The organism is Xanthobacter sp. NM-25, from assembly GCF_022138605.1.
GTDB lineage: Bacteria > Pseudomonadota > Alphaproteobacteria > Rhizobiales > Xanthobacteraceae > Xanthobacter.
This window is the reverse complement of record NZ_JACBFS010000002.1, coordinates 621907-647855: the sequence shown is the minus strand read 5'-3', so window position 1 is coordinate 647855 and position 25949 is coordinate 621907. Positions and strand designations below refer to the sequence as shown.

The window sequence follows — 25949 nt, the reverse complement described above, 5'->3', positions numbered from 1 at the left end:
CCGAGCCGGCGTTGGCCGCCAGCGACAGGATGGTGTCCTGGGCCTTGGCGTGCAGGATCAGGCGGGTGGAATCCGCCTTCGGGTCGCAACCCACGATGAGGATCTTGTGACCCATCTGCGCAAGCGCAGCCAGGGTGTTCTGGGAGGTGGTGGACTTGCCGATACCACCCTTGCCGTAAAACGCGATCTGTCGCAGAGAAGACATCTTGCTCTCCTTCGAACCTATTTGAGACCAGCGCGCGCGTGGCGCGAGGCCGTTTCTCAAGTCAAAGCAAATTTTCGTCGGAAACGCCCCGCGGGTTACGGGAAGGAGCGCATCGCTGGCAGGGATCCATCACTGGACTTGGCCTAGGCGTGCACTCAGCCCTCACTCGCTGTTGCGCAAAGCAACCAGCAAGGCCCATGCCAGTCGCCAGCGGGCGCCGGAAAGTCTTGATTTACGTCAAATTCCGAAGGTGAAGGGCCGTTTTGGCAAGGTGTGTCGAACCCGACATGCAGCACTTTGTCTGTCGCAATCGAAACATGTTGTACGGGGTCGGCTGCGTGCGGCGGAGCGGGGCATCCGGCGCACGTGTCAAACGCAGCGGCGCCCGGGCTTGATCACGCGTGCCTCACGACCGTGTCGATCGCGCGCGGCAGCCTGCGGAATGGAATTTGCTTTGCTGAGAACGCCGCGTGCGGCGGGCGTCTGCGCCTTGCGGGTCGCGGCAGGGTTTCCGGGGGATTGAAGCGAGGGACCAGATGCAGATCGGCGTTGAGACTTCCAAGGCGGTCGACCAGCGGCGTGTGTTCGTGGTGGACGAGGACGAGATCACCCGCGCTGCCCTGCAGTTCATGCTGCATGACGAGATCGAGACCCATGAGCTGGCGACCCCCGAGGAAGCCTATGAGAAGGGCACCGGCTGGCTGATGCCCCACGTGGTGCTGCTGGGGGTGGGCTATCTCAAGAGCCGCGGCAACGGGATCATCGCCGAGATGAAGGAGAAGTTCCCCAATGTGCGCATCCTCATCGTCTGCGAGAAGGCGGACGAGGCGGTGGCCGTGGGCGGCATGAAGGCCGGCGCCGCCGGCGCGGTGGTGAAGCCGCTGACCCTGGAGGCGGTGCGCAAGAAGGTGGATACGGTGCTCGGCCGCGGCGGCGCCGCGCCGCTGGTTCAGCTCTCGGTGATGAAATAGGGGTGCGGCGTGGCGCGCGTCATCTTTTATGAAAAGCCCGGCTGCGGCACCAACGCCCGGCAGAAGCTGATGCTCGCCAATGCCGGGCACGCGCTGGAGGTGAAGAGCCTCCTGGCGGAGCCGTGGACGGTGGAGCGTCTGGCCTCCTTCTTCGGCCCGACGCCGGTGGCGAGCTGGTTCAATCCGGCGGCGCCGGCGGTGAAATCCGGGGGGGTGGATCCCGCCGCCATGACAGCGGACGCGGCGCTGGCGCTGATGGTGGAGCAGCCCATCCTGATCCGCCGCCCGCTGGTGGAAGTGGACGGCGCGCGCTGCGCGGGCTTCGATCGGGAGCCGGTGCTGTCGCTGCTGGCCGCGGACAATGCCAGCGTGCTGCCGCAAGGCTGCTCGCGCGCCACCGAGGGGGCCTGTCCCGACCCGACGGCGATCCCGCAGCCATGAACCCCGCAGCCATGACACCCGCAGCGATGAACGTCGCGGCGGCCCCGGCCGTGACACCGGTGGATGTGGCGATCGCCTATCACGAGCGCACCAAGCACGGCTTGAAGCGCTATGCGGCGGGCCCGGAAACCCTGGATTGGGACATGCAGCCCGATCCGTTCCGCACCTTCGCCGGCTGTATGCGGACCGAGCTACCGCTGCTGGCGGACGGGCTCGAAACGCCCTTCTCGGCCCTGGCGACGCCGGGCGCCGTGCCGCCGGCGCCGCTGACTCTGGGCGCGGTGGCGACACTGCTGGAACTCTCCATGGGCCTGTCCGCCTGGAAGGAGCTGGGGCCCGACCGCTGGGCGGTGCGCTGCAATCCTTCCAGCGGCAACCTCCACCCCACCGAAGCTTATGTTCTGGCGGTCCATGTGCCGGCGCTGGCGAACGGGCTGTATCATTATGTGAGCCGCGACCACGCGCTGGAGCTGCGCTGTCTAAGCGCGGATGCAGGGGCGGACGCGCCGGCCGGCCTGTGGATCGGACTCAGCTCCATCCAGTGGCGCGAGGCGTGGAAATATGGCGAGCGGGCCTTCCGCTATTGCCAGCTCGATACCGGGCATGCGCTGGCCGCGTTCCGTTATGCGGCAGCCGCCCTCGGCTGGCGGGTGCGGCTGGTGGAGGACCTCGACAGCGCCGGGCTCGCAGCCCTGTTGGGTCTTGACCGGGCGGCGGATTTCGCCGGCGCCGAGCGCGAGGAGCCCGAGCTGCTGCTGGCGGTGGATGTGGCGCCGGGTGAAGGCGTCACGGTCCCGCTGCCGACGCTCCTGGCGGAAGGCTGGGTGGGGGCGGCCAATGTGCTCGATCGCCACCCCATGTATCGTTGGCCGGTGATCGACGAGGTGGCGCGCGCCACCGTGCGTCGGGGCGCGTCGGTCGCGCGCGCGCCGATGGTGCTGCCGACCTATCCGCCACGCCGGTCTGATGCAACGGGGCGGGTCGTGGAGATCATTCGCGGCCGGCGCAGCGCTCAGCGCTTCGACGCCAAATATCACATGCCCCAGGCGACCTTCTGGTCGCTGCTGGATGCCCTGTTGCTGCGCCCGCAGGCCGTGCCGTTCGATGTGTGGGATGTCCCGCCATCCCTCCATCCGGTGCTGTTCGTGCACAAGGTGGAGGGGGTGGACACCGGCGTCTATGCGCTGCCGCGTGCGCCGGAGATGGAGGCGCCGCTGCGGGCGGCGCTGCGTGATGATTTCGAGTGGACGAAGCCGGAGGGCTGCCCGGCCCACCTGCCGCTCTATCGCCTCGCCCGCACCGACAGCCGCGGCGTCATCCGCACCCTGAGCTGCCATCAGGCCATTGCCGGGGACAGCTGCTTTTCCGTCGGCTTTATCGCCGCCTTCGGGACGGCGCTGGAGGAGGGGGCGTGGCGCTATCGCCAGCTGTTCTGGGAGGCTGGCCTGCTCGGCCAGGTCCTCTATCTGGAGGCGACGGCGGCCGGCCTCGGCGGCACCGGCATCGGTTGCTATTTCGACGACGATCTGCATCGCCTTCTGGGCCTGGAGGGGCGCGTCTTCCAGTCCATGTATCACTTCACCGTGGGGCGTCCCATGACCGACGCCCGCATCGTGTCGTCTCCGGCCTATCCGGACCGGACGGCGTGAGGAGGCTGAGATGAGGGAGCGCACGGCTTTTCGTTGCATCGGCGTGAAGGAGGCGGATGCGCTGGTGAAGGATGCCCGCACCGTGCTGCTCGATGTGCGGGCGGCCGACGCCTTCGGCGCGGCGCACATGGACCGGGCGCGTCACGTCACCTTCTCCGGCCTGTCCGAGATCATCGGCGGTACTGCCAAGACCACGCCGGTGCTCATCTATTGCTATCACGGCCACGCCAGCCGTGAATTTGCGCAGACCTTGTCGGATTTCGGCTTCAAGGAGGTCTATAGCCTCGATGGGGGCTATGAGGCGTGGACGAGCTGGGAGCAGGCGCAGGTGTCGAGCGCCCTGCCCGGGGCCAGCCTCGCCGCCTGGCTGGTGGGGCAGGGCTTCGCCGCCGATGGCGTCGATATGGCGGTAGACAATGGCATGACGCCGCTGATGAAGGCGGCGCGCGAGGGGTTGGAAGGCATCGTCGAAGCGCTGATCGCCGCCGGCGTCCGGCTCAATGCGCGCAACACCGATGGCAACACGGCGCTGTGGCTGGCCTGCGTGGGCAACCACCTCGGCATTCTGGATCGGCTGGCGGCCGCCGGCATCGACATCGACAATCGCAACGACAATGGCGCCACGGCGCTGATGTATGCGGCGTCCGCCGGCAAGGCGCCGGTGGTGGAACGCCTGTTGGCGCTGGGGGCCGACCCGCTGCCGGAAACGCTGGATGGTTTTTCCGCGCTGGATCTGGCGGCCACCCGCGAATGCCTCGATCTGCTGCGGCGGGCCGCCCGCTCCGGCGCACCGCGCGCCAGCACCGTCTCCTGAGCCGGGCCGTCCTTTCGCGTGGGCCCGGCGGGCGCATCGGCCGCGGCGCGCGTGGTGGACGACGCAGTCCGCGCACCCCATAGTCGCGAAGCTGTATTCAACGATGATCAGCGGCGGCACCTGCGGGCGGGGGATTGCGATGCACAGATGGTGGACCGAGGCCATGCTCGATGCGCTGCTGGCCGAGGATGTGCCTCACGGCGATCTCACCACCGATGCCCTGGGCATCGCCGCCGCGCCGGCGCGCGTGCACATGTCCATGCGGGCCGATGCCACCGTGTGCGGCACCGAGGTGGCGCAGGCCCTGTTCAGCCGGTGTGGGGTTGAAGCCACGGTTCTTGCGCCGTCGGGGGCGCGGGTGGCCGCCGGGGGCGCCATCCTTTCTGCGGAAGGCGCGGCCGGTGGCGTGTTCACCGCCTGGAAGGTGTCGCAGACCCTGGTGGAATATCTCTCCGGCATCGCCACCGCCACGGCCGATCTGATCGCCGCGGCCCGGGCGGTGGCCCCGCAGGTGGCGGTGGTGACCACGCGCAAGACCTTGCCGGGGGCCAAGGCGCAGATGATCGCCGCCATTCGCGCCGGCGGGGCATTCCCCCATCGGCTGGGGCTCTCCGAGACGCTTCTGGTGTTTCCGGAGCACCGCGCCTTCCTCGCCGAGCCGGTGGCTCGGATCGCGGCGCTGCGGCAGGCCATGCCGGAGAAGAAGGTGGTGGTGGAGGTCAAGGGCCTTGATGCCGTGCGCGCGGTGCTGCCGGCGGACCCCGATGTGCTCCAGTGCGAGAAGATGACGCCCGATGAGATTGCCGCCGTGGTGGCGCTCGTGGCGGAGGTGGGCAGCGGGGCGCGGGTGGCGGCGGCCGGCGGAGTCAATGTCCACAACGCAGCCGCCTATGCCGCCGCGGGCGCCCACATTCTAGTGACCTCGGCGCCCTATTGGGCGAAGCCCGCGGATGTGAAGGTCACCATCGATCCGCTGTGATCGCGCGGTTCGCGCCCCGTCGCGGATGAGGCCGGGACAGGTGGCCAGCCGACGCCGGCCACCCATCGCTCACTTGTCGACGCTCACTTGTCGACGCTTATTTGCCGACCAGGATGTTGGACGACTTGATGAAGGCGGTGACCTCGTCGCCGACCTTGAGGCCCATTTCCTTGACCGACTGTTCAGTGATGTGGGCAAACAGGATGTGCCCGCCGCCGATGTCGATGCTGACAGTGCCAGAGATCGGGCCCTCATGGACCTCCACGATCTTGCCCTTCAGCTGATTGCGCGCGCTGATCTGCATAACCGGTCTCCCCAATGACCCCGACGCAACGTCGGGTCACTTCTTATATCTATTTGGATACAGTATTGAAACGCGCAACAGCGCCGCGCCGCCTGCGGAGTTTTCCGGAGGCGACGCCGTAATGGCCCTGTCGCGAACCTCTCGAAAGCCCCGCCCGCCCCTTGCTCCTGTCGCGTTTGCGACACGGAAGGGGGGTGTTTTTGAATGAAAACAATGTGTTGTCTGTTTGGCCCGCCGCTTGCTTTTAGAGAAGCCGAAGGGTTGCCCATCCGCACGGTGGGGGCCTCACGCGCCGGCAGCGGCGCGACCTCTGAAGGTGTCGGGGTGATCGCGTGATGGTCTCGCTTTCGACAGATGCGGCTCTGGCGGTCCGGGCGGCGATGAGCGCGGCGGGGCCGGCGGCGCACGGCCTGCGGCTGGTGGCGCATGCGGATGACGATGCGGTGCTCACGGTCATGATCCATCTCGATGTGGCCCGCCACGGCGATGTGGTGCTCGAGCGGTCCGGCGTGCGGCTTCTTCTTGATGGCGTCAGCCATCGCTCTGTCGAGGGGCTGCGGATCGATTTCGTCACCGCGCCGGGCGTGCCCCGTTTCGTGGTGGGGGCGGATCACGCTGCGCGCGGCGCCGGTGTGTGCTGATGGCCGGCGCGTTCCCGCTCCTGTCCGGTTGCCGGCGTCGCGCGGCGTTCCGTCGCCGCATGGGTGGGGGGAGCGCAGCCGTCGCAAAGGTTTTTGTCTCAAGGGTTTTCGTCTGAAGCTGTCGCAACCGACGCATCGTCGCCGGTGCTTTTCATCGCCACAGGGCTGGCAGATTGGAAGGGGCCCATGCTTGCGAAGTCACCATCGACCGTCTCGGGACGTTCCGGGCGCGCGGCACCGGAGGGTGGCGCCGCCGGTGCACGGTCGAAGCCGGCCCGCACCGTGTTCCTGAACGACACCACCCTGCGCGATGGCGAGCAGGCGCCCGGCGTGGCCTTCACCCGGCGGGAGAAGATCGAGATCGCCGAGGCCCTGGCGGCGGCGGGGGTGCCCGAGATCGAAGCCGGCACGCCGGCCATGGGCGATGAGGAGATCGAGACGCTGCGCTCCATCGCCTCGCTGAAGCTGCCCATGCGGGTGGTCGCCTGGTGCCGCATGAGCGAAGAGGACCTTCTGGCCGCGGTGGCGGCGGGGGTCACCGCCGTGAACCTGTCCATTCCCACGTCCGACCGGCAGTTGCAGGGCAAGCTCGGCAAGGATCGCGAATGGGCCCTGGGGGCGCTGCGCCACGTGGTGGCGCTGGCCCGCAAGATCGGCTTCACCGTCGCGGTGGGGTGCGAGGACGCCTCGCGCGCCGATCCCGATTTCCTGTGCCAGGTGGCGGAAGCGGCCCGCGATGTGGGCGCCTTCCGCATCCGCCTCGCCGACACGCTGGGGGTTCTGGATCCCTTCTCCACTTATGCCCTGGTGCGCCGGGTGGCCAATGCCACCGACCTGGAGGTGGAGTTCCACGCCCATGACGACCTCGGCCTCGCCACCGCCAACACCCTGGCGGCGGTGATGGGCGGCGCGCGCCATGCCAGCGTCACCGTCACCGGGCTGGGTGAGCGGGCCGGCAATGCGGCGCTGGAAGAGGTGGCGGTCGCTCTCATGCAGACGGCTCGGGCCGAGACCGGCATCGCCCTGCGGTCCCTGCGGCCCCTGGCGCAGCGGGTGATGGACGCGGCCGGCCGGCCAATGCCGCGCACCAAGGCGATCGTCGGCGAGGACGTGTTCACCCACGAATCCGGCATCCACGTGTCGGGCCTGCTCAAGGACCGCGCCACCTATGAGGCGCTCAATCCCGACCTGCTAGGCCGCAAGCACGTGCTGGTGCTGGGCAAGCATTCCGGCCTTGCCGCGGTGAACAAGGCGCTGTCCGACCAGGGCCTCAGCGTCGACGAGGCGCGGGGCCGCGCGATCCTGGCGCGGGTGAAGGACTACGCCACCCGCACCAAGCAGAACGTGCCGCCCGACGCGCTGCGCCGGTTCTACGACGAGAGCTTTGCTGAGGACGCTCTGCGTCGCCGGCATATGAGCGTGATGGGAGCCTGCTGATGATCATGGGACGCCTGCGCACCGGCACCAAGGGCAGAGCTGAGGCCGCGGCCGCGCGCCCCGCGGAGGCCCCCGCCACCCGGCCTTCGCTGTGGAGCCTGATCCGGGAGGACGTCGCCTGCGTTCGCTCGCGGGATCCGGCCGCGCGCAACACCTTCGAGATCATCCTCACCTATCCCGGCGTCCACGCGGTGATCTGGCATCGGCTGGCGAGCCGGCTGTGGCGCCGTGGGGTGAAGTTCCCGGCCCGGTTCCTGTCCTGGCTCGGCCGGCTGCTGACCAATGTGGACATCCACCCCGGGGCCACCATCGGCCGGCGCTTCTTCATCGATCACGGCGCCGGCGTGGTGGTGGGGGAAACCGCCGAGATCGGCGACGACGTGACCCTGTATCACGGGGTGACCCTGGGCGGTACCTCATGGACCGCCGGCAAGCGCCATCCCACCCTGCGCGATGGTGTGCTGGTGGGGGCCGGCGCGAAGATCCTCGGGCCCATCACCATCGGCGCGGGCTGCCGGGTGGGGGCCAATTCCGTGGTCATCGACGATGTGCCGCCGGCGATGACGGTGGTGGGCATTCCCGGGCGGGTGGTGAAGCCCCTGTCCGATCGCCGCCGGCTGGGTGATGGGCGGATCGATCTGGAGCATCACCTGATGCCCGATCCGGTGGGGGAAGCCATCGTATCGCTGCTCGACCGCATCGAATTTCTGGAGGCGCGCCTGTCTCACCTGCAGGGCGAAATGCAGCGCGGCCGCAACGCCACCGCCGACGAGGCGGCCTGAGCGGGCCGCCGGGCACGGGGATGGGACACACGTGGAGTGGAGGTTGAAATGTCGGTTCTCGAAACCTTGAAGTCACTCTCCAGCGCGGAAGAGTTTTTCTCCACGCTGCAGGTGGATTATCAGCCGGAGGTGCTCCAGGTTCTGCGCCTGCATATCCTGCGGCGGATGGGACAGTATCTGGTCTCCGCGGATTTCGAGGGGCAGAGCGACGAAGAGATCTTCACCGCCGCGCAATCCATGCTGGCGCAGGCCTATCAGGACTTCATCAAGTCCAATCCCATGGCGGAACGGGTGTTCAAGGTGCTGAAGGAGCACGATCCAAACCGCGAGCCGGTGCCCGGCCCCAAGCCCGCGTTCGTGCCGCTGACCTCGCTGACCACCGGCAGCTAGGTCTGGGCGAACGCCGTCCCGGCGGCCGCGCTCCGGCGCTGCCGCCCCTCGTCCGCCCTCCGCTTTTCCATATTTCAGATGGCATTGTGCAGGGTTCCCCGATTTGCTTGAGGCGCTTGCGTGTTCCACGCAGCGGGGGGCGGACGGTATTTTCCGAAGCGGCACAGCAGCCGACGTGGTGGCATTTTCCGCACCGCGTCGGCTGTGGTCGTTTGGGGGCTGCCTCTGGTGCGTTCGATCCGTGGCCGTGTGGCGGCGTGTGTCCCATCGCCGATGCCCCCATGGCCGGCCCCCCATGGTCGGCGTCCCCATGGTCGGCGTCCCCATGGTCGGCGCCCCCATGGCCGGCGCCGGAGGTGTCCGATGCGCTGCTCCCTTGCGCTCCTTCCCTCGGAGCGGTCGCTTGAGGGCCCCTTCTTTTGGGCCCCTTTTTTTGGGCCGCTTCCTTTGGGCCGCTTCCTTTGGGCCCCTTCCTTTGGGCCCTTCCTTTGGGCCCCTTCCTTTGGGCCCTTCCTTTGAGCCCCTTCCTTTGGGCCCCTTCCTTTGAGCCCCCTTCCCTTGGGGGCCTTGATTGCGGCGGCGCTTCCGCGCAGTTGTTCGGCATGGGTGGCCCATGGGTCGCCCCTCTCCGAAAGGCAACAGGAGCAGCCGATGACCGGCCGGTCGCAGGGACTTCAGGGTTCCGGGGAATCAGAGGCGGGCAAGCCGGGCGCCGGGAGCGTCGCCGGCAGCGCAACCGGCGCGGGTTCCGGGCATGGTGGGCGGAAAGTGGCCTGCGCGGTGTGCGGGCGGATGTTCCCCCGTGGCCAGACCGTGGCCCTGGCAGAGCTGCGTCCCACCCTGGCGGCCTTCGCCGCGGAGAGCCATCCGCAGCTGCCGAGCGAGGGTTTCATCTGCAAGACCGATCTCGGCCGGCTGCGGGCGGGCTTCGTGGCCAGGCTGCTGGAGCGCGAGCGTGGCGAGCTCAGCCATCTGGAGCGCGAGGTGGTGGAAAGCCTCGCCGCCAACGAGACCCTGGCGGAGGACGTGGAAAAGAGCTTCGAGCGTCAGCGCACCCTGGGCGACCGCATGGCGGATGCCATCGCCACGTTCGGCGGTAGCTGGGGCTTCATCGGCATCTTCGCCGGCGTGCTCGGCATCTGGATCCTGTTCAACCTCATCGCGGCGGGCCGGGCCCAGTTCGATCCCTATCCCTTCATCCTGCTCAATCTGGCCCTCTCCTGCCTGGCGGCGGTGCAGGCGCCGGTGATCATGATGAGCCAGAAGCGGGTGGAAGTGCGGGACCGGCTGCGGGCAGAAAACGATTTCAAGGTAAATCTGAAGGCGGAGCTGGAAATCCGCCACCTGCATGAGAAGCTCGATCACCTGCTCGGCCAGCAATGGGAACGGCTGGCGCAGATTCAGGAGGTGCAGATCGATCTTCTGGAGGCGATGAACGAGCGCCGGAAATAGCCCGCCTGGGCCGATTCCGGTGTCTCCGCACCGTCTTCGGCGCCGCGCCGGGGGCAGGATCCGGCTAAGGAACGGGCGAAAGCGCCGGTCTCCCACTATTTGTGCAAGCGCGCCGGCTTGAACCCCTTGCCGGATGGGAGTAGTCAAGCGCCGCTCGGCTCCTGCTCGACGGCAGGCTCATTTCCGGGGAACAGGCATGGCCCGCAACAAGATTGCCCTGATCGGGGCCGGCCAGATCGGCGGAACCCTCGCCCTTCTGGCCGGGCTGAAGGATTTGGGCGACGTGGTCCTGTTCGACGTGGTCGAGGGCGTGCCCCAGGGCAAGGCGCTCGACCTGGCGGAACTGGCCCCGGTCGCAGGCTTCGACGCCGCCTTCGCCGGTACCAATACCTATGACGCCATCGCCGGCGCCGATGTGGTGATCGTCACCGCCGGCGTGCCGCGCAAGCCCGGCATGAGCCGGGACGACCTGCTCGCCATCAACCTCAAGGTGATGGAGCAGGTGGGTGCTGGTATACGTAAGTACGCGCCGGAAGCCTTCGTCATCTGCATCACCAATCCGCTCGATGCCATGGTGTGGGCGCTGCAGCGCTCCAGCGGCCTGCCGCCGGCCAAGGTGGTGGGCATGGCCGGGGTGCTGGATTCGGCCCGCTTCCGCTATTTCCTGGCCGACGAGTTCGCGGTGTCGGTGGAGGATGTCACGGCCTTCGTGCTGGGCGGCCACGGCGACACCATGGTGCCGCTGGTGCGCTATTCGGCGGTGGGCGGCATTCCGGTTCCCGATCTCATCCGCATGGGCTGGACCAGCGCCGAGCGCGTTGCCGCGATCGTCGAGCGCACCCGCAATGGCGGGGCCGAGATCGTCGAGCTGCTGAAGACCGGCTCGGCCTTCTACGCGCCGGCCGCCTCGGCCATCGCCATGGCCGAGAGCTATCTCAAGGACAAGAAGCGGCTGCTGCCGGCGGCGGCCTATCTCGAGGGCGAATATGGCCTGAAAGACATTTATGTGGGGGTCCCGGTCATCATCGGGGCGCGGGGGGTGGAACGCATCGTCGAGGTGGAGCTCGACCATGCGGAGCGCGCCATGTTTGAAAAATCGGTCGCATCGGTCGAAGGGCTGGTGGAGGCCTGTGTGAAGATCGCACCCGATCTCGGGAAGTGATCTCGCTGAACGGCGGCGTTTCCTCGGAAAGGCTGCCATCGTGCCGGTCGTCGCGCCGGCGAGGTGAAGGAGACGAATGTTCCCCTCCTCGGGGGGTGTCATCAGGCCGGGCCGCACCCGGATGGGGCATCTCCCACACTGCCACGGAGGTCGGCCAGCGCCCGCTCCCGCCACGGGTTCGGTTCGGAGCGGTCGAAGCCGGTTCAGGGGGGAAGGGGCACTTCGCAACCCTTAGGGGACGAAGAGATGAATATTCACGAGTACCAGGCCAAGGCGCTGCTGAAGACCTTCGGCGCGCCGGTGTCGCGCGGTGTGCCCGTGCTCAAGGTCGAGGACGCGGAAGCGGCGGCCAAGGAGCTGGGCGGTCCGCTGTGGGTCGTCAAGTCCCAGATCCACGCCGGTGGCCGTGGCAAGGGCAAGTTCAAGGAGCCGGCAGCCGGCGAGAAGGGCGGCGTGCGCCTCGCCAAGTCGGTTGAGGAGGTCAAGCAGTTCGTCGAGCAGATGCTCGGCAACACCCTCGTCACCGTGCAGACCGGCCCGGCCGGCAAGCAGGTGAACCGCCTCTATATCGAGGACGGCTCCGACATCGAGAAGGAATTCTACCTGTCGCTGCTGGTGGACCGCGCCACCTCGCGCGTTGCCTTCGTGGTGTCCACCGAGGGCGGCATGGAGATCGAGGAAGTGGCTCACAAGAGCCCTGAGAAGATCCTGACCTTCTCGGTGGATCCGGCCACCGGCGTGCAGGGCTTCCATGGCCGCAAGGTGGCCCAGGCCCTCGGCCTTTCCGGTGACCTCGCCAAGCAGGCGGGCAAGCTGGTGCAGGTGCTCTACACCGCCTTCACCGAAACCGACATGGCCATGCTCGAGATCAACCCGCTGATCGTCACCAAGGACGGCCAGCTGAAGGTGCTCGACGCCAAGGTGTCGTTCGACTCCAACGCCATGTTCCGTCATCCCGAGCTCGCCGAGCTGCGCGACCTGACGGAAGAGGACGAGAAGGAGATCGAGGCCTCCAAGTACGACCTGGCCTACATCGCCCTCGACGGCACCATCGGCTGCATGGTGAACGGCGCCGGCCTCGCCATGGCGACCCTGGACATCATCAAGCTCTATGGCGAAGAGCCCGCCAACTTCCTGGACGTGGGCGGCGGCGCCAACGAGGAGAAGGTGACGGCGGCCTTCAAGATCATCACCGCGGACCCGAACGTGAAGGGCATCCTGGTGAACATCTTCGGCGGCATCATGAAGTGCGACGTGATCGCCAATGGTGTGCTGGCCGCGGTGAAGGCGGTGGGCCTCAAGGTGCCGCTGGTGGTGCGCCTGGAAGGCACCAACGTGGAAGAGGGCAAGAAGATCATCCGCGAGAGCGGCCTGAACGTGATCCCTGCCGACGACCTGGACGACGCCGCGCAGAAGATCGTGGCCGCTGTGAAGAAGGATGCTGCGTGATGTCCGTGCTGATCGACGCCAACACCAAGGTCATCACCCAGGGCTTCACCGGCAAGAACGGTACGTTCCACGCCGAGCAGGCCATCATGTACGGCACCAAGATGGTCGGCGGCACCTCGCCCGGCAAGGGGGGCTCCACCCACCTCGGCCTGCCGGTGTTCGACACCGTGCTGGAAGCCAAGGAGAAGACCGGTGCCGACGCCTCGGTGATCTACGTGCCGCCGCCCGGCGCCGCTGACGCTATCCTGGAGGCGGTCGACGCCGAGATCCCCCTCATCGTCTGCATCACCGAGGGTATTCCGGTGATGGACATGGTGAAGGTGAAGCGGGCGCTGTCCGGCTCCAAGAGCCGCCTCATCGGCCCCAACTGCCCGGGCATCGTCACCGCCGGCGAATCGAAGATCGGTATCATGCCGGCCAACATCTTCAAGCCCGGCTCGGTGGGCGTGGTCTCGCGCTCCGGCACGCTGACCTATGAAGCGGTGTTCCAGACCACCATGGAAGGCCTCGGCCAGACCTCGGCGGTGGGCATCGGCGGCGACCCGGTGAAGGGCACCGAGTTCATCGACGTCCTGGAGATGTTCCTGGCCGATCCCAAGACCACGTCGATCATCATGATCGGCGAAATCGGCGGCTCGGCCGAGGAAGAGGCTGCCCAGTTCATCGCCGACGAGGCGAAGAAGGGCCGCAAGAAGCCGATGGTCGGCTTCATCGCCGGCCGCACGGCCCCTCCCGGCCGTCGCATGGGCCATGCTGGCGCCATCATCTCCGGTGGCAAGGGCGGCGCCGAGGACAAGATCGCGGCCATGGAGGCGGCGGGCATCCGCGTGTCGCCCTCGCCGGCGCGCCTCGGCAAGACCCTGGTGGACGTGCTGAAGGGCTGATCGCGCGTTCGTGACACCAGCGAACCCGGCGGCGCCGCGCCGCCGGGTTCTGCCACAGCGGCGGCTGTGGAGAGCGGGCAAGAGCTTTTGGACGCACCGGCCCCGAGCGGTCGATGTGCCGCTGCCATGCCCGACCCGCGAATGGCGCAGCGGGGCCGTCTCGGTCCGCGCGCGGGGGGCGGACCTTGAGGCTGGACCTCGAGGGACGGCGCGTGGTCGGTGGCAGCGAGGTGGGTGCCGGTCCTGATTTCGCCGCGATCGCAGGCGAGGGCGGAGCGGCCATGCGATTGACGCGCGTCAGGCAGGCTTTTTCCGTTGGCCTGACGGGACTATGTAGGGCACACGAGTGCCTCGGCCCACGGCTGCCACGAGCCGGGCTGGGGTGAAAAGGCGGCTCGGCTTTGGTCGTTCCGTCGGTTTGTGGCAGACAACACGGCTTTGGGCTTGGTTTTCTGTGCGAAAGGCGCACAAGGAGGGCGAGGCCCGAGGTTATCCGGGAAGACACCCATGTCGCGCGCGGAACAGAACGACCTTTTCCTGAACACCTCCTTCCTCTATGGCGCCAATGCCGCCTGGATCGAGGATCTCTATGCCCGCTATGAGAAGGATCCGAGCTCGGTGGATGCCGAGTGGCAGGCCTTCTTCGCGGCCCTGAAGGATGATCCGAACCAGGTGCTGGAGAACGCCCGCGGCGCCTCCTGGAAGAAGCCCAACTGGCCGGTGCACGCCAATGGCGAGCTGGTGTCCGCCATGGATGGCCAGTGGATCGAGGTGGAGAAGGCTGTCGCCGACAAGGTGAAGGCGAAGGCCCAGAAGGCCGGCGTCGAGCTGCCCGCCGCCGACGTGCAGCAGGCCAGCCGCGATTCCGTGAAGGCGCTCATGATGATCCGCGCCTATCGCATGCGCGGCCATCTGCATGCCAATCTCGATCCGCTGGGCCTGACCCCGCCCAAGGACGCGCCGGAGCTCGATCCGGTCTCCTACGGCTTCTATGAGGCCGATCTCGACCGCAAGATCTTCATCGACCACGTGCTGGGCCTGGAATTCGCCACCGTGCGCGAGATGCTGGCCATTCTGCGCCGCACCTATTGCTCGGATGTGGGCGTCGAGTTCATGCACATCTCCTCGCCCGAGGAGAAGGCCTGGATCCAGGAGCGCATCGAGGGGCCGGACAAGGAGGTCACCTTCACCCGCGAGGGCAAGCGCGCCATCCTCAACAAGCTGGTGGAGGCCGAGGGCTTCGAGAAGTTCCTCGATGTGAAGTACACCGGCACCAAGCGCTTCGGCCTCGACGGCGGCGAGAGCCTGATCCCGGCGCTGGAGCAGATCATCAAGCGCGGCGGCAATCTCGGTCTCAAGGAGATCGTGTTCGGCATGGCCCACCGTGGCCGTCTGAACGTGCTGACCCAGGTGATGGGCAAGCCGCACCGGGCGCTGTTCCACGAGTTCAAGGGCGGCTCCTGGGCCCCCGACGACGTGGAAGGCTCGGGTGACGTGAAGTACCACCTGGGTGCGTCGTCCGACCGCGAGTTCGACAACAACAAGGTCCACCTGTCGCTGACCGCCAACCCCTCGCATCTCGAGATCGTGGATCCGGTGGTGCTCGGCAAGGTGCGCGCCAAGCAGGACCAGTTCGAGGACACCGAGCGGGTGAAGGTGCTGCCGCTCATCCTGCACGGCGATGCCGCCTTCGCCGGCCAGGGCGTGGTGGCCGAGTGCCTTGGTCTGTCGGGCCTGAAGGGGCACCGCACCGGCGGCTCGCTGCATTTCATCATCAACAACCAGATCGGCTTCACCACCAATCCGCGTTATTCGCGTTCCTCGCCCTATCCGTCGGATGTGGCGAAGATGATCGAGGCGCCGATCCTGCACTGCAACGGCGACGACCCCGAATCCGTGGTGTTCTGCGCCAAGGTGGCCATCGAGTTCCGCCAGCGCTTCCACAAGCCGGTGGTCATCGACATGTTCTGCTACCGCCGGTTCGGCCACAACGAGGGCGACGAGCCGTCCTTCACCCAGCCGAAGATGTACAAGGTGATCCGCCAGCACCCCACGGTGCTGGAGCTGTACACCAAGAAGCTGGAGGCCGAGGGCGTGGTGACTGCCGGTGAGGTGGACACCATGCGCAACGCCTGGCGCGAGCGCCTGGAGGCCGAATATGAGGCCGGCCAGGCCTACAAGCCCAACAAGGCGGACTGGCTGGACGGCCGCTGGGCCGGCCTGAAGGCCGCGCGGGACGATGATGATCCGCGCCGTGGCAACACTGGCGTGCCCCTGGACCAGCTCAAGGTCATCGGCGAGAAGATCACCACCGTGCCGGAGGGCTTCAAGGTCCACCGCACCATCCAGCGCTTCCTCGACAACCGCAAGAAGGCCATCGCCGAAGGGCAGGGCATCGATTGGGCGACCGGCGAGGCGCTGGCGTTCTGCTCGCTGCTGGAGGAGGGCCACCCGGTCCGCCTCTCCGGCCAGGACGTGGAGCGCGGCACCTTCTCCCAGCGCCATTCGGTGCTGCTCGACCAGGAGACCGAGGCGCGCTACAAGCCGTTCAACCACCTGACCGACACCCAGGCCAAGTACGAGGTCATCAACTCGATGCTCTCGGAAGAGGCGGTGCTGGGCTTCGAGTATGGCTACTCGCTGTCCGAGCCCAACACGCTGGTGCTGTGGGAGGCGCAGTTCGGCGACTTCGCCAACGGCGCCCAGGTGGTGTTCGACCAGTTCATCTCCTCGGGCGAGCGCAAGTGGCTGCGCATGAGCGGCCTCGTGTGCCTGCTGCCGCACGGCTATGAGGGCCAGGGTCCCGAGCATTCCTCGGCCCGCCTGGAGCGCTATCTGCAGCTGTGCGCCGAGGACAACATGCAGGTGGCCAATGTCACCACCCCGGCCAACTACTTCCACATCCTGCGCCGGCAGCTGAACCGCGAGTTCCGCAAGCCGCTCATCCTGATGACGCCCAAGTCCCTGCTGCGTCACAAGAAGGCGGTGTCGCGCCTGGAGGACATGGCGGCCGGCAGCACCTTCCACCGGGTGCTGTGGGACGATGCCCAGTCCCATCCGGACGTGGCCGGCGTCACCCTGGTGCCGGACGAGAAGATCCGCCGCGTCGTGCTCTCCGCCGGCAAGGTCTATTACGACCTCCTGGAGGAGCGCGAGAAGCGGGGCGTCAACGACGTCTACCTGCTGCGCGTGGAGCAGCTCTATCCGTTCCCGCTCAAGACCCTGGTGCAGGAGCTGTCGCGCTTCAAGAACGCCGAGGTGGTGTGGTGCCAGGAAGAGCCGAAGAACCAGGGTTCCTGGGCCTTCGTGCAGCCGTACCTGGAATGGGTGCTGGAGCAGGTGGGCGGCGTGGCCAAGCGGCCGCGTTATGCCGGCCGTCCGGCGTCGGCCGCCACCGCCACCGGCCTCATGTCCAAGCACCTCGCCCAGCTCAAGGCCTTCCTCGACGAATGCCTGGGCTGAGCCCCGCCCGCGTTTCAATGATCCGACTTTAAAGAAAGAAGACGACCCCCATGGCTACCGAGATCCGCGTACCTACCCTGGGCGAATCCGTGACGGAAGCGACCATCGGCAAGTGGTTCAAGAAGCCCGGCGACGCCGTCAAGGTGGACGAGCCCCTGGTGGAGCTGGAGACCGACAAGGTCACCGTCGAGGTGCCGGCGCCGACCTCCGGCGTGCTCGCCGAGATCATCGCCAAGGATGGTGACACCGTGGGGGTGGGCGCGCTGCTCGGCTCCATCGGCGAGGGTGCCGGCGCCGCCGCCGCGGCTCCCGCCGCCGCTGCCCCGGCCCCCGCCGCTGCTCCGGCCCCGGCTCCCGCAGCGGCGCCCGCCGCAGCCGTGGCTGCCGGCTCCAACGGCCCGGCGGTGGCGCGCATCGCCGCCGAGACCGGCCTCAACCCGGCCGCGGTCGCCGGCTCCGGCAAGGATGGCCGCGTGACCAAGGGTGACATGCTGGCGGCGGTGGCTGCCGGCGTGCCTGCCGCGCCGGTGGCGGCCCCGCGTGCCGCCTCGGCCCCGGTGGATGCCGCCCGCGAGGAGCGGGTGAAGATGACCAAGCTGCGGCAGACCATCGCCCGCCGCCTGAAGGACGCCCAGAACACCGCCGCCATGCTCACCACGTTCAACGACGTGGACATGTCCGGCGTGATGAGCCTGCGCGCCCAGTACAAGGACGCCTTCGAGAAGAAGCACGGCACCAAGCTCGGCTTCATGGGCTTCTTCACCAAGGCCGTGATCGCGGCCCTGAAGGACCTGCCGGCGGTGAACGCCGAGATCGACGGCACCGACATCATCTACAAGAACTACTACAACATCGGCATCGCCGTCGGCACCGAGAAGGGCCTCGTGGTTCCGGTGGTGCGCGACGCGGACCTGCTCTCCATCTCCGACATCGAGAAGCAGATCGCCGGCTATGGCCGCAAGGCGCGTGACGGCAAGCTCGGCATCGAGGACATGCAGGGCGGCACCTTCACCATCACCAACGGCGGCATCTATGGCTCGCTGATGTCCACCCCCATCCTCAACGCGCCGCAGTCGGGCATTCTCGGCATGCACCGCATCGAGGAGCGCCCGGTGGTGGTGAAGGGCCAGATCGTCATCAAGCCGATGATGTATCTCGCCCTCTCCTACGATCACCGGATCGTCGACGGCCGCGAGGCGGTGACCTTCCTGGTGCGGGTGAAGGAGACCCTGGAGGATCCGGCGCGGCTCGTGCTGGACCTGTGATTGCGGCGAACCTGAGCCGCCCGGGGGCGCCCATCGCGGCGCCTCCGGGCGACAGGGTGCCTTGAGGGGGCCGGGATGGTGAACCACCTGTCCGAATATCTGACGCTGATGGCGGTGTTCGGCCTGGCGGCCGTGGCCCCGGGGCCGGATTTCGCCATGGTGGTGCGCCAGAGCGTGGTGCACGGGCGCCGCGCCGGCCTGTTCACCAGCCTCGGGGTGGGCACGGCGCTGCTGTTCCATGCCAGCTACACCCTGGCCGGTCTCGGTTTCCTTGTGGCCCACTCGCTTCTGGCCTTCACCGTGCTGAAGTGGGCCGGCTGCGCCTATCTCGTCTATGTGGGGCTGAAGACCTGGAGCGCGCCGGCGGTGCAGGCGGAACCGCTCGATGCGCCGCGCACGCCGGTCTCCGCCCGCCGCAGCTTCGCCCTCGGCTTTTTGACCAACGCGCTCAATCCGAAGGCGGTGCTGTTCTTCCTGTCCCTGTTCAGCACCCTCGTGAGCGCCGCCACGCCGCTCGCCGTTCAGGGCCTCTATGCCCTCTCCATGGCCGCTCTCCTGGTGTCCTGGTTCGCGGTCGTGACCTTGTTCTTCACCGGCCGGGCCGTCCGCGACGGCTTGGCGCGTCTGGGGCGCGGTTTCAACCGCATCACCGGCGCGCTGCTCATCGGCCTCGGCATCCGCATCGCTCTGCAGAAGGCCGCGACGGTGCCCTGAGCGGCGCCACGGCCTTCCAATCTCAAGGGAATTCCCATGTCCTACGATCTCACCATCATCGGCACCGGCCCGGGTGGTTATGTCTGCGCCATCCGCGCGGCGCAGCTTGGCCTGAAGGTGGCTGTGGTGGAGAAGCGCGGCACCCATGGTGGCACCTGCCTGAACGTGGGCTGCATCCCCTCCAAGGCGCTGCTGTATGCCTCCGAGCTGTTCGAGGAAGCCGGCCACAAGTTCGGCGAGATGGGCATCGGCGTTCCCGCGCCCAAGCTCGACCTGAAGGCCATGCTGGCGTTCAAGGACAAGGGTGTCGACGGCAACGTGAAGGGCGTCGAGTTCCTGCTCAAGAAGAACAAGGTCGACGTCTATATGGGCGTCGGCAAGATCCTCGCTCCCGGCAAGGTGGAAGTCACCCTCAACGCCGACGGCAAGGTGGAGACGCTGGAGACCAAGTCCATCGTCATCGCCACCGGCTCGGACGTGGCGCCGCTGCCGGGTGTGACCATCGACGAGGAGCGCATCGTCTCCTCCACCGGCGCGCTGGCCCTGCCCAAGGTGCCGGGCAAGCTGGTGGTGGTGGGTGCCGGCGTCATCGGCCTGGAGCTCGGCTCCGTGTGGCGTCGCCTCGGCGCCCAGGTCACCGTGGTGGAATTCCTGGACCGCATTCTGCCCGGCATGGACAGCGAGGTGGCCCGCTCCTTCCAGCGCATCCTGGAAAAGCAGGGCTTCGCCTTCAAGCTCGGCACCAAGGTCACCGGCGTCGACACCAAGGGCAAGAGCCTGAAGGTGTCGGTGGAACCGGCCGCCGGCGGCGCCGCCGAGGTGCTGGAGGCGGATGTGGTGCTGGTGGCCATCGGCCGCGTGCCCTACACCACCGGCCTCGGCCTCGAAGAGGTGGGTGTGGCCAAGGATCCGCGCGGCCGCGTGGTCACCGACGGTCATTTCGCTACCAGCGTGCCGGGCATCTATGCCATCGGTGACGCCATCGTCGGCCCCATGCTGGCCCACAAGGCCGAGGATGAGGGCGTGGCCCTGGCCGAGCTGCTGGCCGGCAAGGCCGGTCATGTGAATTATGACGTCATCCCCGGCGTGGTCTACACCTTCCCGGAGGTCGCTTCGGTGGGCAAGACCGAGGACGAGCTGAAGGCGGCGGGCGTGGCCTACAAGGTGGGCAAGTTCCCCTTCACCGCCAACGGCCGCACCAAGGTGAACAACACCACCGACGGATTCGTGAAGATCCTGGCGGATGCCGCCACCGACAAGGTGCTCGGCGCCCACATCATCGGCCCCGAGGCCGGCGAGATGATCCACGAATGCGCGGTGCTGATGGAGTTCGGCGGCTCGTCCGAGGATCTCGCCCGCACCTGCCATGCCCACCCCACCCGCTCGGAAGCGGTGAAGGAAGCGGCCATGGCGGTGGAAAAGCGCGCTATCCACATGTGAGGCCGTCGCTGCGGCGACCCTTTCGTATCACCCATGCACACGGGCCGGCGGGGGCACCCCCGCCGGCCCGTTCGTGTTTCCGCTGGTCCAGGCGCAAAAAAAAGACCCCTCGGGACGGTCTGTCCGGAGGGGCTTGGAGGAGGTCAGGGGTCTTTCGGCAAAGCCGATCGATGGGCGGACTGTCGGTGATTCTGGCTAACAAAAGGTTGCAATCCCGTGCGGCCGGTTCGCGTCATGGTCGTGGAGGCGGCGCCACGCGCCGTTGCTATAGCGCGTAGGTCACGGCTTCGATGCGCCAGCCGTCGGGGTCGATGAGAAAGGCGGCGTAATAGCCTTCACCGTAATGGGGGCGGGGGCCCGGGCCGCCATTGTCGGTGCCGCCGTGGGCGAGGCCGATGGCATGGAAAGCGTGCACCGCCGCCCGGTCCGGTGCCAGGAAGCAGACGTGAAAGCCCGGCGGGCAGTGGATGGGGCCGGGCCGCTGCTCCACCCAGAACGGTGCCGCGCCCGGTATGCCTTCCGGCGCCGGCAGGCTGCCCACCGGCCCCCAGCAGGCGGAAGGCCCGGCGACCTCGGCATAATCCGCCACCCGCACCAGCCCCAGGGGAGCCAGCACCGCGTCATAAAAGGCGATCGCCCGTACGAGATCGTTGGTGCCAAGGGACATGTGGTCGATCACGGGCCGGACGGGGATCATCGGAGACCTCACGGGGGCGGGGCGCCTCGGTGCGGAGTGAAGCACGCGGGGCGCGTCGTTGCCATCGCCCGGCCCTGGTCCCGCGCGCTCGGCGTCAGGCGCGGGGATGGGCGGCGCGGTAGGCGGCCATCAGGGCGGTGGCATCCACCTGGGTGTAGATCTGGGTGGTGGAGAGGGAGGCGTGGCCGAGCAGTTCCTGAATGGCGCGCAGGTCGCCGCCGCGCGCCAGAAGGTGGGTGGCGAAGGAGTGCCGCAGCGCGTGGGGGGTCGCCGTGTCCGGCAGGCCGAGGGCGCCGCGCATGCGGGCGACGGCCAATTGGACGATGCGCGGCGAGAGCGGCCCGCCCTTGGTGCCACGGAACAGGGGCTTGTTCGAGCCGAGATCATAGGGGCACAGGCTGCGATATTCGGCGATGGCGACCGCCACAGGGCGAATCAGCGGCACCATGCGGGTCTTGTTGCCCTTGCCGGTCACGGTGAGCTGGTCGGAGCCCGGGGGCACCATGCCGGCGGTGAGGCCGAGGGCCTCGGAGATGCGCAGCCCCGCCCCATAGAGCAGGGCGATGACGGCGGCATCGCGGGCCAGAACCCAGGGCTCGCGGGTTTCGCCGGCGCGGGTCGCGGGGTCGGCGAGGGCGCGGGCGGCGTCCACGGAGACGGGCTTGGGCAGGCTTTTCGGCACCTTGGGCGCCCGCACGGCAGTGAGCGCGCCCACCTTGCCCTGGCCTTCGCGCTCCAGGTGCCGGCCGAAGGAGCGGGCGGCGGCCAGCAGGCGCACCAAAGTGCGCGGCGCCACCCCATCGGCCCGGCGCGCTGCCAGCACCGCCCGCACATCGGCGGGCTTCAGTGCCGCCAGGGCCGCGAGGTCCGGCTTGCCGCCCAGATGCGCGGTGAGCCGCAGCAGCACCACCGAGAGATCACGGGCATAGGCTTCCAGCGTCTTCTGGGACAGCCGCCGCTCATGGCCGAGCCGGGCGAGCCAGGCCGCGACCGCCTCGGCCACGTCCGGAGCGGCAGCCGCCAGCAGGCCGTGGGCGGCGCGAGCCGCCTTCTGCTGATCGCTCATGGCCATGGGGCGTTCCTCCGGTGAAATCGCCGGTCAGTGTGCCGGCCCAAGGTTGCAGATTTGCTGACGTCCCTCCGGCGCGGCGCTTGCATCGGATGCTGCCGGCGGCCCCTTGCCGCCCGCCGCTCCTCCCAGCCCGAGACTGTCGCCCATGCCTGTTGATTTCAACCGACCCATCTTCGAGTGGCTGCCCACCCGCACCTATGCGAGCTTTCGCCCCGGCCTGCCGGATGTGGTGCTGGGGCGTCTGCCGGAGCCCGTCTCCATCGCCGTGGGGCGGGCCTTCAAGGGTTGGATCGTCGAGAGCGCGGACGAACGGGCGGCGCTGGAGGCGGCCCTGGCGCGGCTCATTCTCCAGCCGGAGCCGGGGCGGCTGAATTTCAAGGCGGGTCCTGATGCCGCCTGCGCCGGCCGCTCACAGGGGCCGGCCTTCCTCGCCCTTTATGCGCCGCCGGAGGAAGGCTGGCCGGTGCTGCTGCTGTCGTCCTTCGCGCCGGAGCGGGAGCGGCGCACGCGCATCCAGCGTGATCGCTATGTGTGGGAGACCTTCGCGACGGCGGCGCTGGCGGAGGAGGCTCTGGCGGCAGAGCTGGCTGAGGCGGGCGATGTGCCGGTCCATCGCGGGGCCTGAGGGGCATGGCTCTTGCTTGAACTTGGGCGCCAAGAGGGGCCCGCCCCAAGAGGAGCCCGCGCCAAGAGGAGCCCGCGCCAAGAGGAGCCCGCGCCAAGAGGAGCCCGTCCCATGAAGATTCCAGCGGTGTTGCACGGTCTGTCGCCCCAGGAGCCTCCCGGCATCCGCGCTGTGGAGGCCGGAGCGCTGATGGGCAGGCGCCTGCACTATTATGATTACTGCATGGCCGCCTTTGCGGTGATCCTCATCTGCTCCAACCTCATCGGCGCCTCCAAGGTGGCGGTGGTGGATCTGCCGCTGTTCGGGGCGGTGACCTTCGGCGCCGGCATCCTGTTCTTTCCTTTGTCCTATGTGCTGGGGGATGTGCTGACCGAGGTCTATGGCTATGCCCGGGCCCGCCGCGTGGTGTGGGTGGGGTTCGTGGCGGCGGTGTTCGCGGCCGGCATGGCGGCGTTCGTGGTGGCGGTGCCACCGGCGCCCGACTGGGGCGGGCAGGGGGCGCTGGCCAGCGTGCTCGGCCAGGTGCCGCGCATCTTCGCCGCTTCCATCCTCGCCTTCTGGGCCGGCGAGTTCGCCAATGCCTTCGTCATGGCGCGCATGAAGGTGTGGACCGAGGGGCGCCATCTGTGGACCCGCACCATCGGCTCCACGGTGGTGGGGCAGGCGGCGGACAGCCTCATCTTCTACCCGCTCGCCTTCCTCGGGGTGTGGGACACCGGCCTCGTGCTGACGGTGATGGTCACAAACTACCTGGTGAAAGTGGGCTGGGAGGCGCTCTTGACCCCGCTCACCTACCAGATCGTCGGCTTCATGAAGCGGGCCGAAGGCCTCGACGTCTATGATCTCGACACCGATTTCACGCCCTTCCGGACCCGGGTCTGAGTCTCATTCCAGGAAGGAAAAGCCCATGGTGCGGGCGTGGTAGTAGAGCCCGCCGTCCTGGACGATGAGGAACAGCGCCCGGGTAGGGCCGCCATTGTGATGGGAGTGGGGCGAGGCCGGCGGGGTCACCAGGGTGGCCCAGGGCGACCAGTCGCAGTGCCGCTCGTCCACCATGGAGTGGCAATCGGTGCCGTTCACCACCAGGGTCAGCGCCGGGGAATTGTGCCGGTGGCTGCGCTGATGCGCGCCGGGGGGCAGGGTGTTCAGCGACAGCGTCAGGGTGGGCATGATGTTGCGCGCCGCCGACTGGGTGTCGTTGGAGAAGATCAGCGCGATGCCGGAGGTGCGCTCGTTGGGCGCATGGGCATAGATGAGGGCGATCTGCCGCTCGATCTCCGCAGCCGGATAATGCACCGGGGCGATGGGCCGGCGGGCGTCGTCGGGCGGGCAATCGCCGTCGAAGGCGAGCTGCGGCTCGTTGGTCACCAGCCAGGCCACCACCCGCTCGCGGGCGGTGATGCGCGCCGGGGCGCCCGGCAGCAGCAGCACGTCGCCGGTGCCGAAGGCGATGTCCTCACCCAGGCAGGAGGCGGTGCCGGTGCCGGCGATCACGTACCAGATGGAGCCGGTGGCGATGAAATCCGTGTCCAGGCTCTCGCCGGGGGCGATGGTGGCGTAGCGGGCCAGCATCAGCGGCGTGGTGGCGGGAAAGGCAAGACCCATGGCCGCCGACTGATCGCAGGTGATGAGCCCGGTGGGGGCATCGTCCGCCATGGCCTGCGCGGCCGGCGCGGTGAACACCCCGCCGGGCACCGGCGGCAGCTTGATGTTGAAGGCGTTGCCCGAGTTGAAGAAGCGCGCCCGCGCCTGGGCCGGCCCGGTGGGCGCGGCGGGGCGCTGCTCCGGCATGTCGGCCATGTCGGGAAGGGCGGAGGCCGCGGCAGCGGGGGATGTCATGGTGCGGGGTCCTCCAGGGATGTGGTGGCGAGCAGGGGCGCGAGCACGTCGCTGAGCACCTGTGTGCCGGCGGCCAATTGCTCGGGGCTGGTGTATTCGTGCTCGGCGTGGCTCACGCCGTCGCGGCAGGGAATGAAGATCATCGCCGTCGGGCACATTGTGGCCAGGTGGCGGGCATCGTGGCCGGCGGCGGAGAGGATGGGCATGGAGGACAGGCCGCGGCCGGCGGCCGCCGCGGCGATCCGCGTCCGCAGGCCGACATCGAAGTCGTTGGGCGGCGCGTCCACCAGGCGCGTCACCGCCACGGCGCAGGGGGCAGCCTGCTGGGCGGCCTGCTCCGTGCAGATCGCCTCGCAGCGGGCGCCGAGGCGGGCGAGGGTGGCGGCATCCGGGTGGCGCAGGTCGATGCGGAAGGTCACCCGCGCGGGCACCACCGAGGGGGCGTTGGGGGCCACCAGCAGCCGGCCGATGGTGAATTTGACGATGGCGTCGGCGCCGCCCACCTGCGCATAGAGCTGCGCCGCCATGCGGGTGAAGGCGGCGAGGGCATCGCGCCGCTCCGCCATGTCGAGGGTGCCCGCATGGCCCTCGGCACCGGTGATCTCCACCTCATAGGTGTATTTGCCCTGGATGCCGGTGACGACGCCGATCTGCGTCGCGGCCGCTTCCAGCAGCGGCCCCTGCTCGATATGCAGTTCCAGGAACGCGGCGGCGGGTGGCCCCAGCGGCCGGCGCGGCAGCGCGGGAAAGGTCGCCAGCAGCCGGTCGAGTGCATCGGCGACGCTGCAGCCCGCGGCATCGCGCACGGCGCGGATGGCCGCCAGCGACCGCACGCCGGCAAAGGCTTCCGAGCCCATCATGCCGGGGGCGAAGCGGGAGCCCTCCTCGTTCATCCAGGCCACCACCGTCAGGTCTCGGGCGCGGGGCAGGGGGCTCGCCGCCAGGGTGGCGGCGGCCTCCAACGCCGCCATCACGCCGGCCGCGCCATCGAACTTGCCGCCGGTGGGCTGGCTGTCGAGATGGCTGCCCGCCAGCACCGGCGCGGCTGTGCGGTCGCGCCCCGGCAGGGTCAGGAAAAGATTGCCGGCGAGGTCGCAGGCCGGCTCCAGCCCCGCCTCGGCGCCCCATTGCAGCATCTGCCGCCAGGCCGCGATGTCCGCGTCGCTCAAGGCCTGGCGGTTGACGCCGCCGGCCGGCAGGGCGCCGATCTCGGCCAACGCCAGGGTGCGGCGCCACAGCCGGGCGGCATCGATGGCGGGCAAGGCCGCGCGCATC

Annotated in this window: 25 protein-coding genes; 19 read left to right on the top strand and 6 right to left on the bottom strand. The window is 68.5% G+C overall.

All coding sequences use genetic code 11. From position 1 onward, the window contains the following. Nucleotides 1–205, bottom strand: a 205-nt coding sequence (locus MEU52_RS08815) for an AAA family ATPase (RefSeq protein WP_238120313.1), incomplete at its 3' end; no start/stop codon positions are given. Nucleotides 206–741: 536 nt separating this feature from the next. Between MEU52_RS08815 and MEU52_RS08810 the strand changes: the two genes are divergently transcribed. The 5 genes from MEU52_RS08810 to modD all read left to right on the top strand — a co-directional run bounded on the left by MEU52_RS08810 (nucleotide 742) and on the right by modD (nucleotide 5059). Next, entirely contained in the window at nucleotides 742–1176 is a 435-nt protein-coding gene (locus tag MEU52_RS08810) for a response regulator (RefSeq protein WP_238120314.1), read from the top strand. A gap of 9 nt (nucleotides 1177–1185) precedes the next feature. Continuing rightward, nucleotides 1186–1617: an ArsC/Spx/MgsR family protein gene (locus MEU52_RS08805; RefSeq protein ID WP_238120315.1), complete on the top strand. Its 432-nt coding sequence runs from the start codon at nucleotides 1186–1188 to the stop codon at nucleotides 1615–1617. Nucleotides 1618–1628: 11 nt separating this feature from the next. Then, nucleotides 1629–3266: a SagB/ThcOx family dehydrogenase gene (locus MEU52_RS08800; RefSeq protein ID WP_238120316.1), complete on the top strand. Its 1638-nt coding sequence runs from the start codon at nucleotides 1629–1631 to the stop codon at nucleotides 3264–3266. A 10-nt stretch (nucleotides 3267–3276) separates the two neighbouring features. Next, entirely contained in the window at nucleotides 3277–4080 is an 804-nt protein-coding gene (locus MEU52_RS08795) for an ankyrin repeat domain-containing protein (RefSeq protein WP_238120317.1), read from the top strand. A 139-nt stretch (nucleotides 4081–4219) separates the two neighbouring features. Then, nucleotides 4220–5059 carry a ModD protein gene (modD, locus tag MEU52_RS08790; RefSeq protein ID WP_238120319.1) on the top strand — a complete coding sequence of 280 codons (840 nt, stop codon included), beginning with the start codon at nucleotides 4220–4222 and terminating at the stop codon, nucleotides 5057–5059. A 97-nt stretch (nucleotides 5060–5156) separates the two neighbouring features. Here the strand turns inward: modD and MEU52_RS08785 are convergent, their stop codons facing one another. Next, nucleotides 5157–5363, bottom strand: coding sequence for a TOBE domain-containing protein (locus MEU52_RS08785; protein WP_238120320.1), 207 nt, complete (start codon nucleotides 5361–5363; stop codon nucleotides 5157–5159). 335 nt (nucleotides 5364–5698) lie between these two features. Between MEU52_RS08785 and MEU52_RS08780 the strand changes: the two genes are divergently transcribed. The 12 genes from MEU52_RS08780 (at nucleotide 5699) to lpdA (ending at nucleotide 20441) form a co-directional block, all read left to right on the top strand. Then, a complete protein-coding gene (locus MEU52_RS08780) occupies nucleotides 5699–6004 on the top strand; it encodes an iron-sulfur cluster assembly accessory protein (RefSeq protein WP_238120321.1) in 306 nt (101 codons plus the stop codon). A gap of 186 nt (nucleotides 6005–6190) precedes the next feature. Continuing rightward, nucleotides 6191–7441: a homocitrate synthase gene (nifV, locus tag MEU52_RS08775; protein WP_238120322.1), complete on the top strand. Its 1251-nt coding sequence runs from the start codon at nucleotides 6191–6193 to the stop codon at nucleotides 7439–7441. After that, entirely contained in the window at nucleotides 7441–8223 is a 783-nt protein-coding gene (cysE, locus tag MEU52_RS08770) for a serine O-acetyltransferase (RefSeq protein WP_238120323.1), read from the top strand. The genes nifV and cysE overlap by 1 nt, the downstream gene beginning before the upstream one ends. 48 nt (nucleotides 8224–8271) lie before the next feature. Further along, the gene (nifW, locus tag MEU52_RS08765; protein WP_238120324.1) at nucleotides 8272–8613 is read left to right on the top strand and encodes a nitrogenase stabilizing/protective protein NifW; all 342 of its coding nucleotides are present in this window, start codon (nucleotides 8272–8274) and stop codon (nucleotides 8611–8613) included. A 792-nt stretch (nucleotides 8614–9405) separates the two neighbouring features. Beyond that, entirely contained in the window at nucleotides 9406–10065 is a 660-nt protein-coding gene (locus MEU52_RS08760) for a DUF1003 domain-containing protein (protein WP_238120325.1), read from the top strand. Nucleotides 10066–10261: 196 nt separating this feature from the next. Further along, nucleotides 10262–11227 carry a malate dehydrogenase gene (mdh, locus tag MEU52_RS08755; protein WP_238120326.1) on the top strand — a complete coding sequence of 322 codons (966 nt, stop codon included), beginning with the start codon at nucleotides 10262–10264 and terminating at the stop codon, nucleotides 11225–11227. Nucleotides 11228–11473: 246 nt separating this feature from the next. Next, nucleotides 11474–12676 (top strand): ADP-forming succinate--CoA ligase subunit beta, encoded by a 1203-nt coding sequence (gene sucC, locus MEU52_RS08750; RefSeq protein WP_238120328.1) that lies wholly within the window; start codon nucleotides 11474–11476, stop codon nucleotides 12674–12676. After that, a complete protein-coding gene (gene sucD, locus MEU52_RS08745) occupies nucleotides 12676–13560 on the top strand; it encodes a succinate--CoA ligase subunit alpha (protein WP_238120329.1) in 885 nt (294 codons plus the stop codon). Before sucC ends, sucD begins: the two co-directional genes overlap by 1 nt. A 507-nt stretch (nucleotides 13561–14067) precedes the next feature. Beyond that, nucleotides 14068–17022 carry a 2-oxoglutarate dehydrogenase E1 component gene (locus tag MEU52_RS08740; RefSeq protein WP_238120331.1) on the top strand — a complete coding sequence of 985 codons (2955 nt, stop codon included), beginning with the start codon at nucleotides 14068–14070 and terminating at the stop codon, nucleotides 17020–17022. A 50-nt stretch (nucleotides 17023–17072) separates the two neighbouring features. Further along, a complete protein-coding gene (odhB, locus tag MEU52_RS08735; protein WP_238120332.1) occupies nucleotides 17073–18287 on the top strand; it encodes a 2-oxoglutarate dehydrogenase complex dihydrolipoyllysine-residue succinyltransferase in 1215 nt (404 codons plus the stop codon). A gap of 78 nt (nucleotides 18288–18365) precedes the next feature. After that, nucleotides 18366–19001, top strand: coding sequence for a LysE family translocator (locus tag MEU52_RS08730; protein WP_238120882.1), 636 nt, complete (start codon nucleotides 18366–18368; stop codon nucleotides 18999–19001). A 36-nt stretch (nucleotides 19002–19037) separates the two neighbouring features. Next, nucleotides 19038–20441, top strand: coding sequence for a dihydrolipoyl dehydrogenase (lpdA, locus tag MEU52_RS08725; protein WP_238120334.1), 1404 nt, complete (start codon nucleotides 19038–19040; stop codon nucleotides 20439–20441). A 265-nt stretch (nucleotides 20442–20706) separates the two neighbouring features. Here lpdA and MEU52_RS08720 read toward each other — a convergent pair whose 3' ends face one another. Beyond that, nucleotides 20707–21138: a VOC family protein gene (locus MEU52_RS08720; RefSeq protein WP_273546092.1), complete on the bottom strand. Its 432-nt coding sequence runs from the start codon at nucleotides 21136–21138 to the stop codon at nucleotides 20707–20709. A gap of 94 nt (nucleotides 21139–21232) precedes the next feature. Beyond that, nucleotides 21233–22210 carry a tyrosine recombinase XerC gene (locus MEU52_RS08715; RefSeq protein WP_238120336.1) on the bottom strand — a complete coding sequence of 326 codons (978 nt, stop codon included), beginning with the start codon at nucleotides 22208–22210 and terminating at the stop codon, nucleotides 21233–21235. A gap of 145 nt (nucleotides 22211–22355) precedes the next feature. On the opposite strand from MEU52_RS08715, the gene MEU52_RS08710 reads away from it, so the two are divergent. After that, nucleotides 22356–22835: a hypothetical protein gene (locus tag MEU52_RS08710; protein WP_238120338.1), complete on the top strand. Its 480-nt coding sequence runs from the start codon at nucleotides 22356–22358 to the stop codon at nucleotides 22833–22835. 111 nt (nucleotides 22836–22946) lie between these two features. Continuing rightward, nucleotides 22947–23717, top strand: a complete 771-nt coding sequence (locus MEU52_RS08705) for a queuosine precursor transporter (protein WP_238120339.1) — start codon at nucleotides 22947–22949, stop codon at nucleotides 23715–23717. A 3-nt stretch (nucleotides 23718–23720) separates the two neighbouring features. Here MEU52_RS08705 and MEU52_RS08700 read toward each other — a convergent pair whose 3' ends face one another. Both MEU52_RS08700 and MEU52_RS08695 read right to left on the bottom strand, forming a co-directional pair. Beyond that, entirely contained in the window at nucleotides 23721–24674 is a 954-nt protein-coding gene (locus tag MEU52_RS08700) for a cupin domain-containing protein (RefSeq protein WP_238120340.1), read from the bottom strand. After that, complete coding sequence (locus MEU52_RS08695; protein WP_238120341.1) at nucleotides 24671–25948, bottom strand: hydantoinase/carbamoylase family amidase; 1278 nt, start codon at nucleotides 25946–25948, stop codon at nucleotides 24671–24673. The genes MEU52_RS08700 and MEU52_RS08695 overlap by 4 nt, the downstream gene beginning before the upstream one ends. Between the last annotated feature and the right edge of the window lies 1 nt (nucleotide 25949).

Coding starts and splice junctions, on each gene's coding strand:
- MEU52_RS08795 (WP_238120317.1), top strand. CDS start 3,277: ATGAGGGAGCGCACGGCTTTTCGTTGCATCGGCGTGAAGGAGGCGGAT.
- MEU52_RS08710 (WP_238120338.1), top strand. CDS start 22,356: ATGCCTGTTGATTTCAACCGACCCATCTTCGAGTGGCTGCCCACCCGC.
- MEU52_RS08780 (WP_238120321.1), top strand. CDS start 5,699: ATGGTCTCGCTTTCGACAGATGCGGCTCTGGCGGTCCGGGCGGCGATG.
- mdh (WP_238120326.1), top strand. CDS start 10,262: ATGGCCCGCAACAAGATTGCCCTGATCGGGGCCGGCCAGATCGGCGGA.
- modD (WP_238120319.1), top strand. CDS start 4,220: ATGCACAGATGGTGGACCGAGGCCATGCTCGATGCGCTGCTGGCCGAG.
- nifW (WP_238120324.1), top strand. CDS start 8,272: ATGTCGGTTCTCGAAACCTTGAAGTCACTCTCCAGCGCGGAAGAGTTT.
- sucD (WP_238120329.1), top strand. CDS start 12,676: ATGTCCGTGCTGATCGACGCCAACACCAAGGTCATCACCCAGGGCTTC.
- sucC (WP_238120328.1), top strand. CDS start 11,474: ATGAATATTCACGAGTACCAGGCCAAGGCGCTGCTGAAGACCTTCGGC.
- lpdA (WP_238120334.1), top strand. CDS start 19,038: ATGTCCTACGATCTCACCATCATCGGCACCGGCCCGGGTGGTTATGTC.
- MEU52_RS08810 (WP_238120314.1), top strand. CDS start 742: ATGCAGATCGGCGTTGAGACTTCCAAGGCGGTCGACCAGCGGCGTGTG.
- MEU52_RS08695 (WP_238120341.1), bottom strand. CDS start 25,948: ATGCGCGCGGCCTTGCCCGCCATCGATGCCGCCCGGCTGTGGCGCCGC.
- MEU52_RS08705 (WP_238120339.1), top strand. CDS start 22,947: ATGAAGATTCCAGCGGTGTTGCACGGTCTGTCGCCCCAGGAGCCTCCC.
- nifV (WP_238120322.1), top strand. CDS start 6,191: ATGCTTGCGAAGTCACCATCGACCGTCTCGGGACGTTCCGGGCGCGCG.
- MEU52_RS08740 (WP_238120331.1), top strand. CDS start 14,068: ATGTCGCGCGCGGAACAGAACGACCTTTTCCTGAACACCTCCTTCCTC.
- MEU52_RS08700 (WP_238120340.1), bottom strand. CDS start 24,674: ATGACATCCCCCGCTGCCGCGGCCTCCGCCCTTCCCGACATGGCCGAC.
- MEU52_RS08800 (WP_238120316.1), top strand. CDS start 1,629: ATGACACCCGCAGCGATGAACGTCGCGGCGGCCCCGGCCGTGACACCG.
- MEU52_RS08785 (WP_238120320.1), bottom strand. CDS start 5,363: ATGCAGATCAGCGCGCGCAATCAGCTGAAGGGCAAGATCGTGGAGGTC.
- MEU52_RS08715 (WP_238120336.1), bottom strand. CDS start 22,210: ATGGCCATGAGCGATCAGCAGAAGGCGGCTCGCGCCGCCCACGGCCTG.
- MEU52_RS08720 (WP_273546092.1), bottom strand. CDS start 21,138: ATGATCCCCGTCCGGCCCGTGATCGACCACATGTCCCTTGGCACCAAC.
- cysE (WP_238120323.1), top strand. CDS start 7,441: ATGATCATGGGACGCCTGCGCACCGGCACCAAGGGCAGAGCTGAGGCC.
- odhB (WP_238120332.1), top strand. CDS start 17,073: ATGGCTACCGAGATCCGCGTACCTACCCTGGGCGAATCCGTGACGGAA.
- MEU52_RS08760 (WP_238120325.1), top strand. CDS start 9,406: ATGTTCCCCCGTGGCCAGACCGTGGCCCTGGCAGAGCTGCGTCCCACC.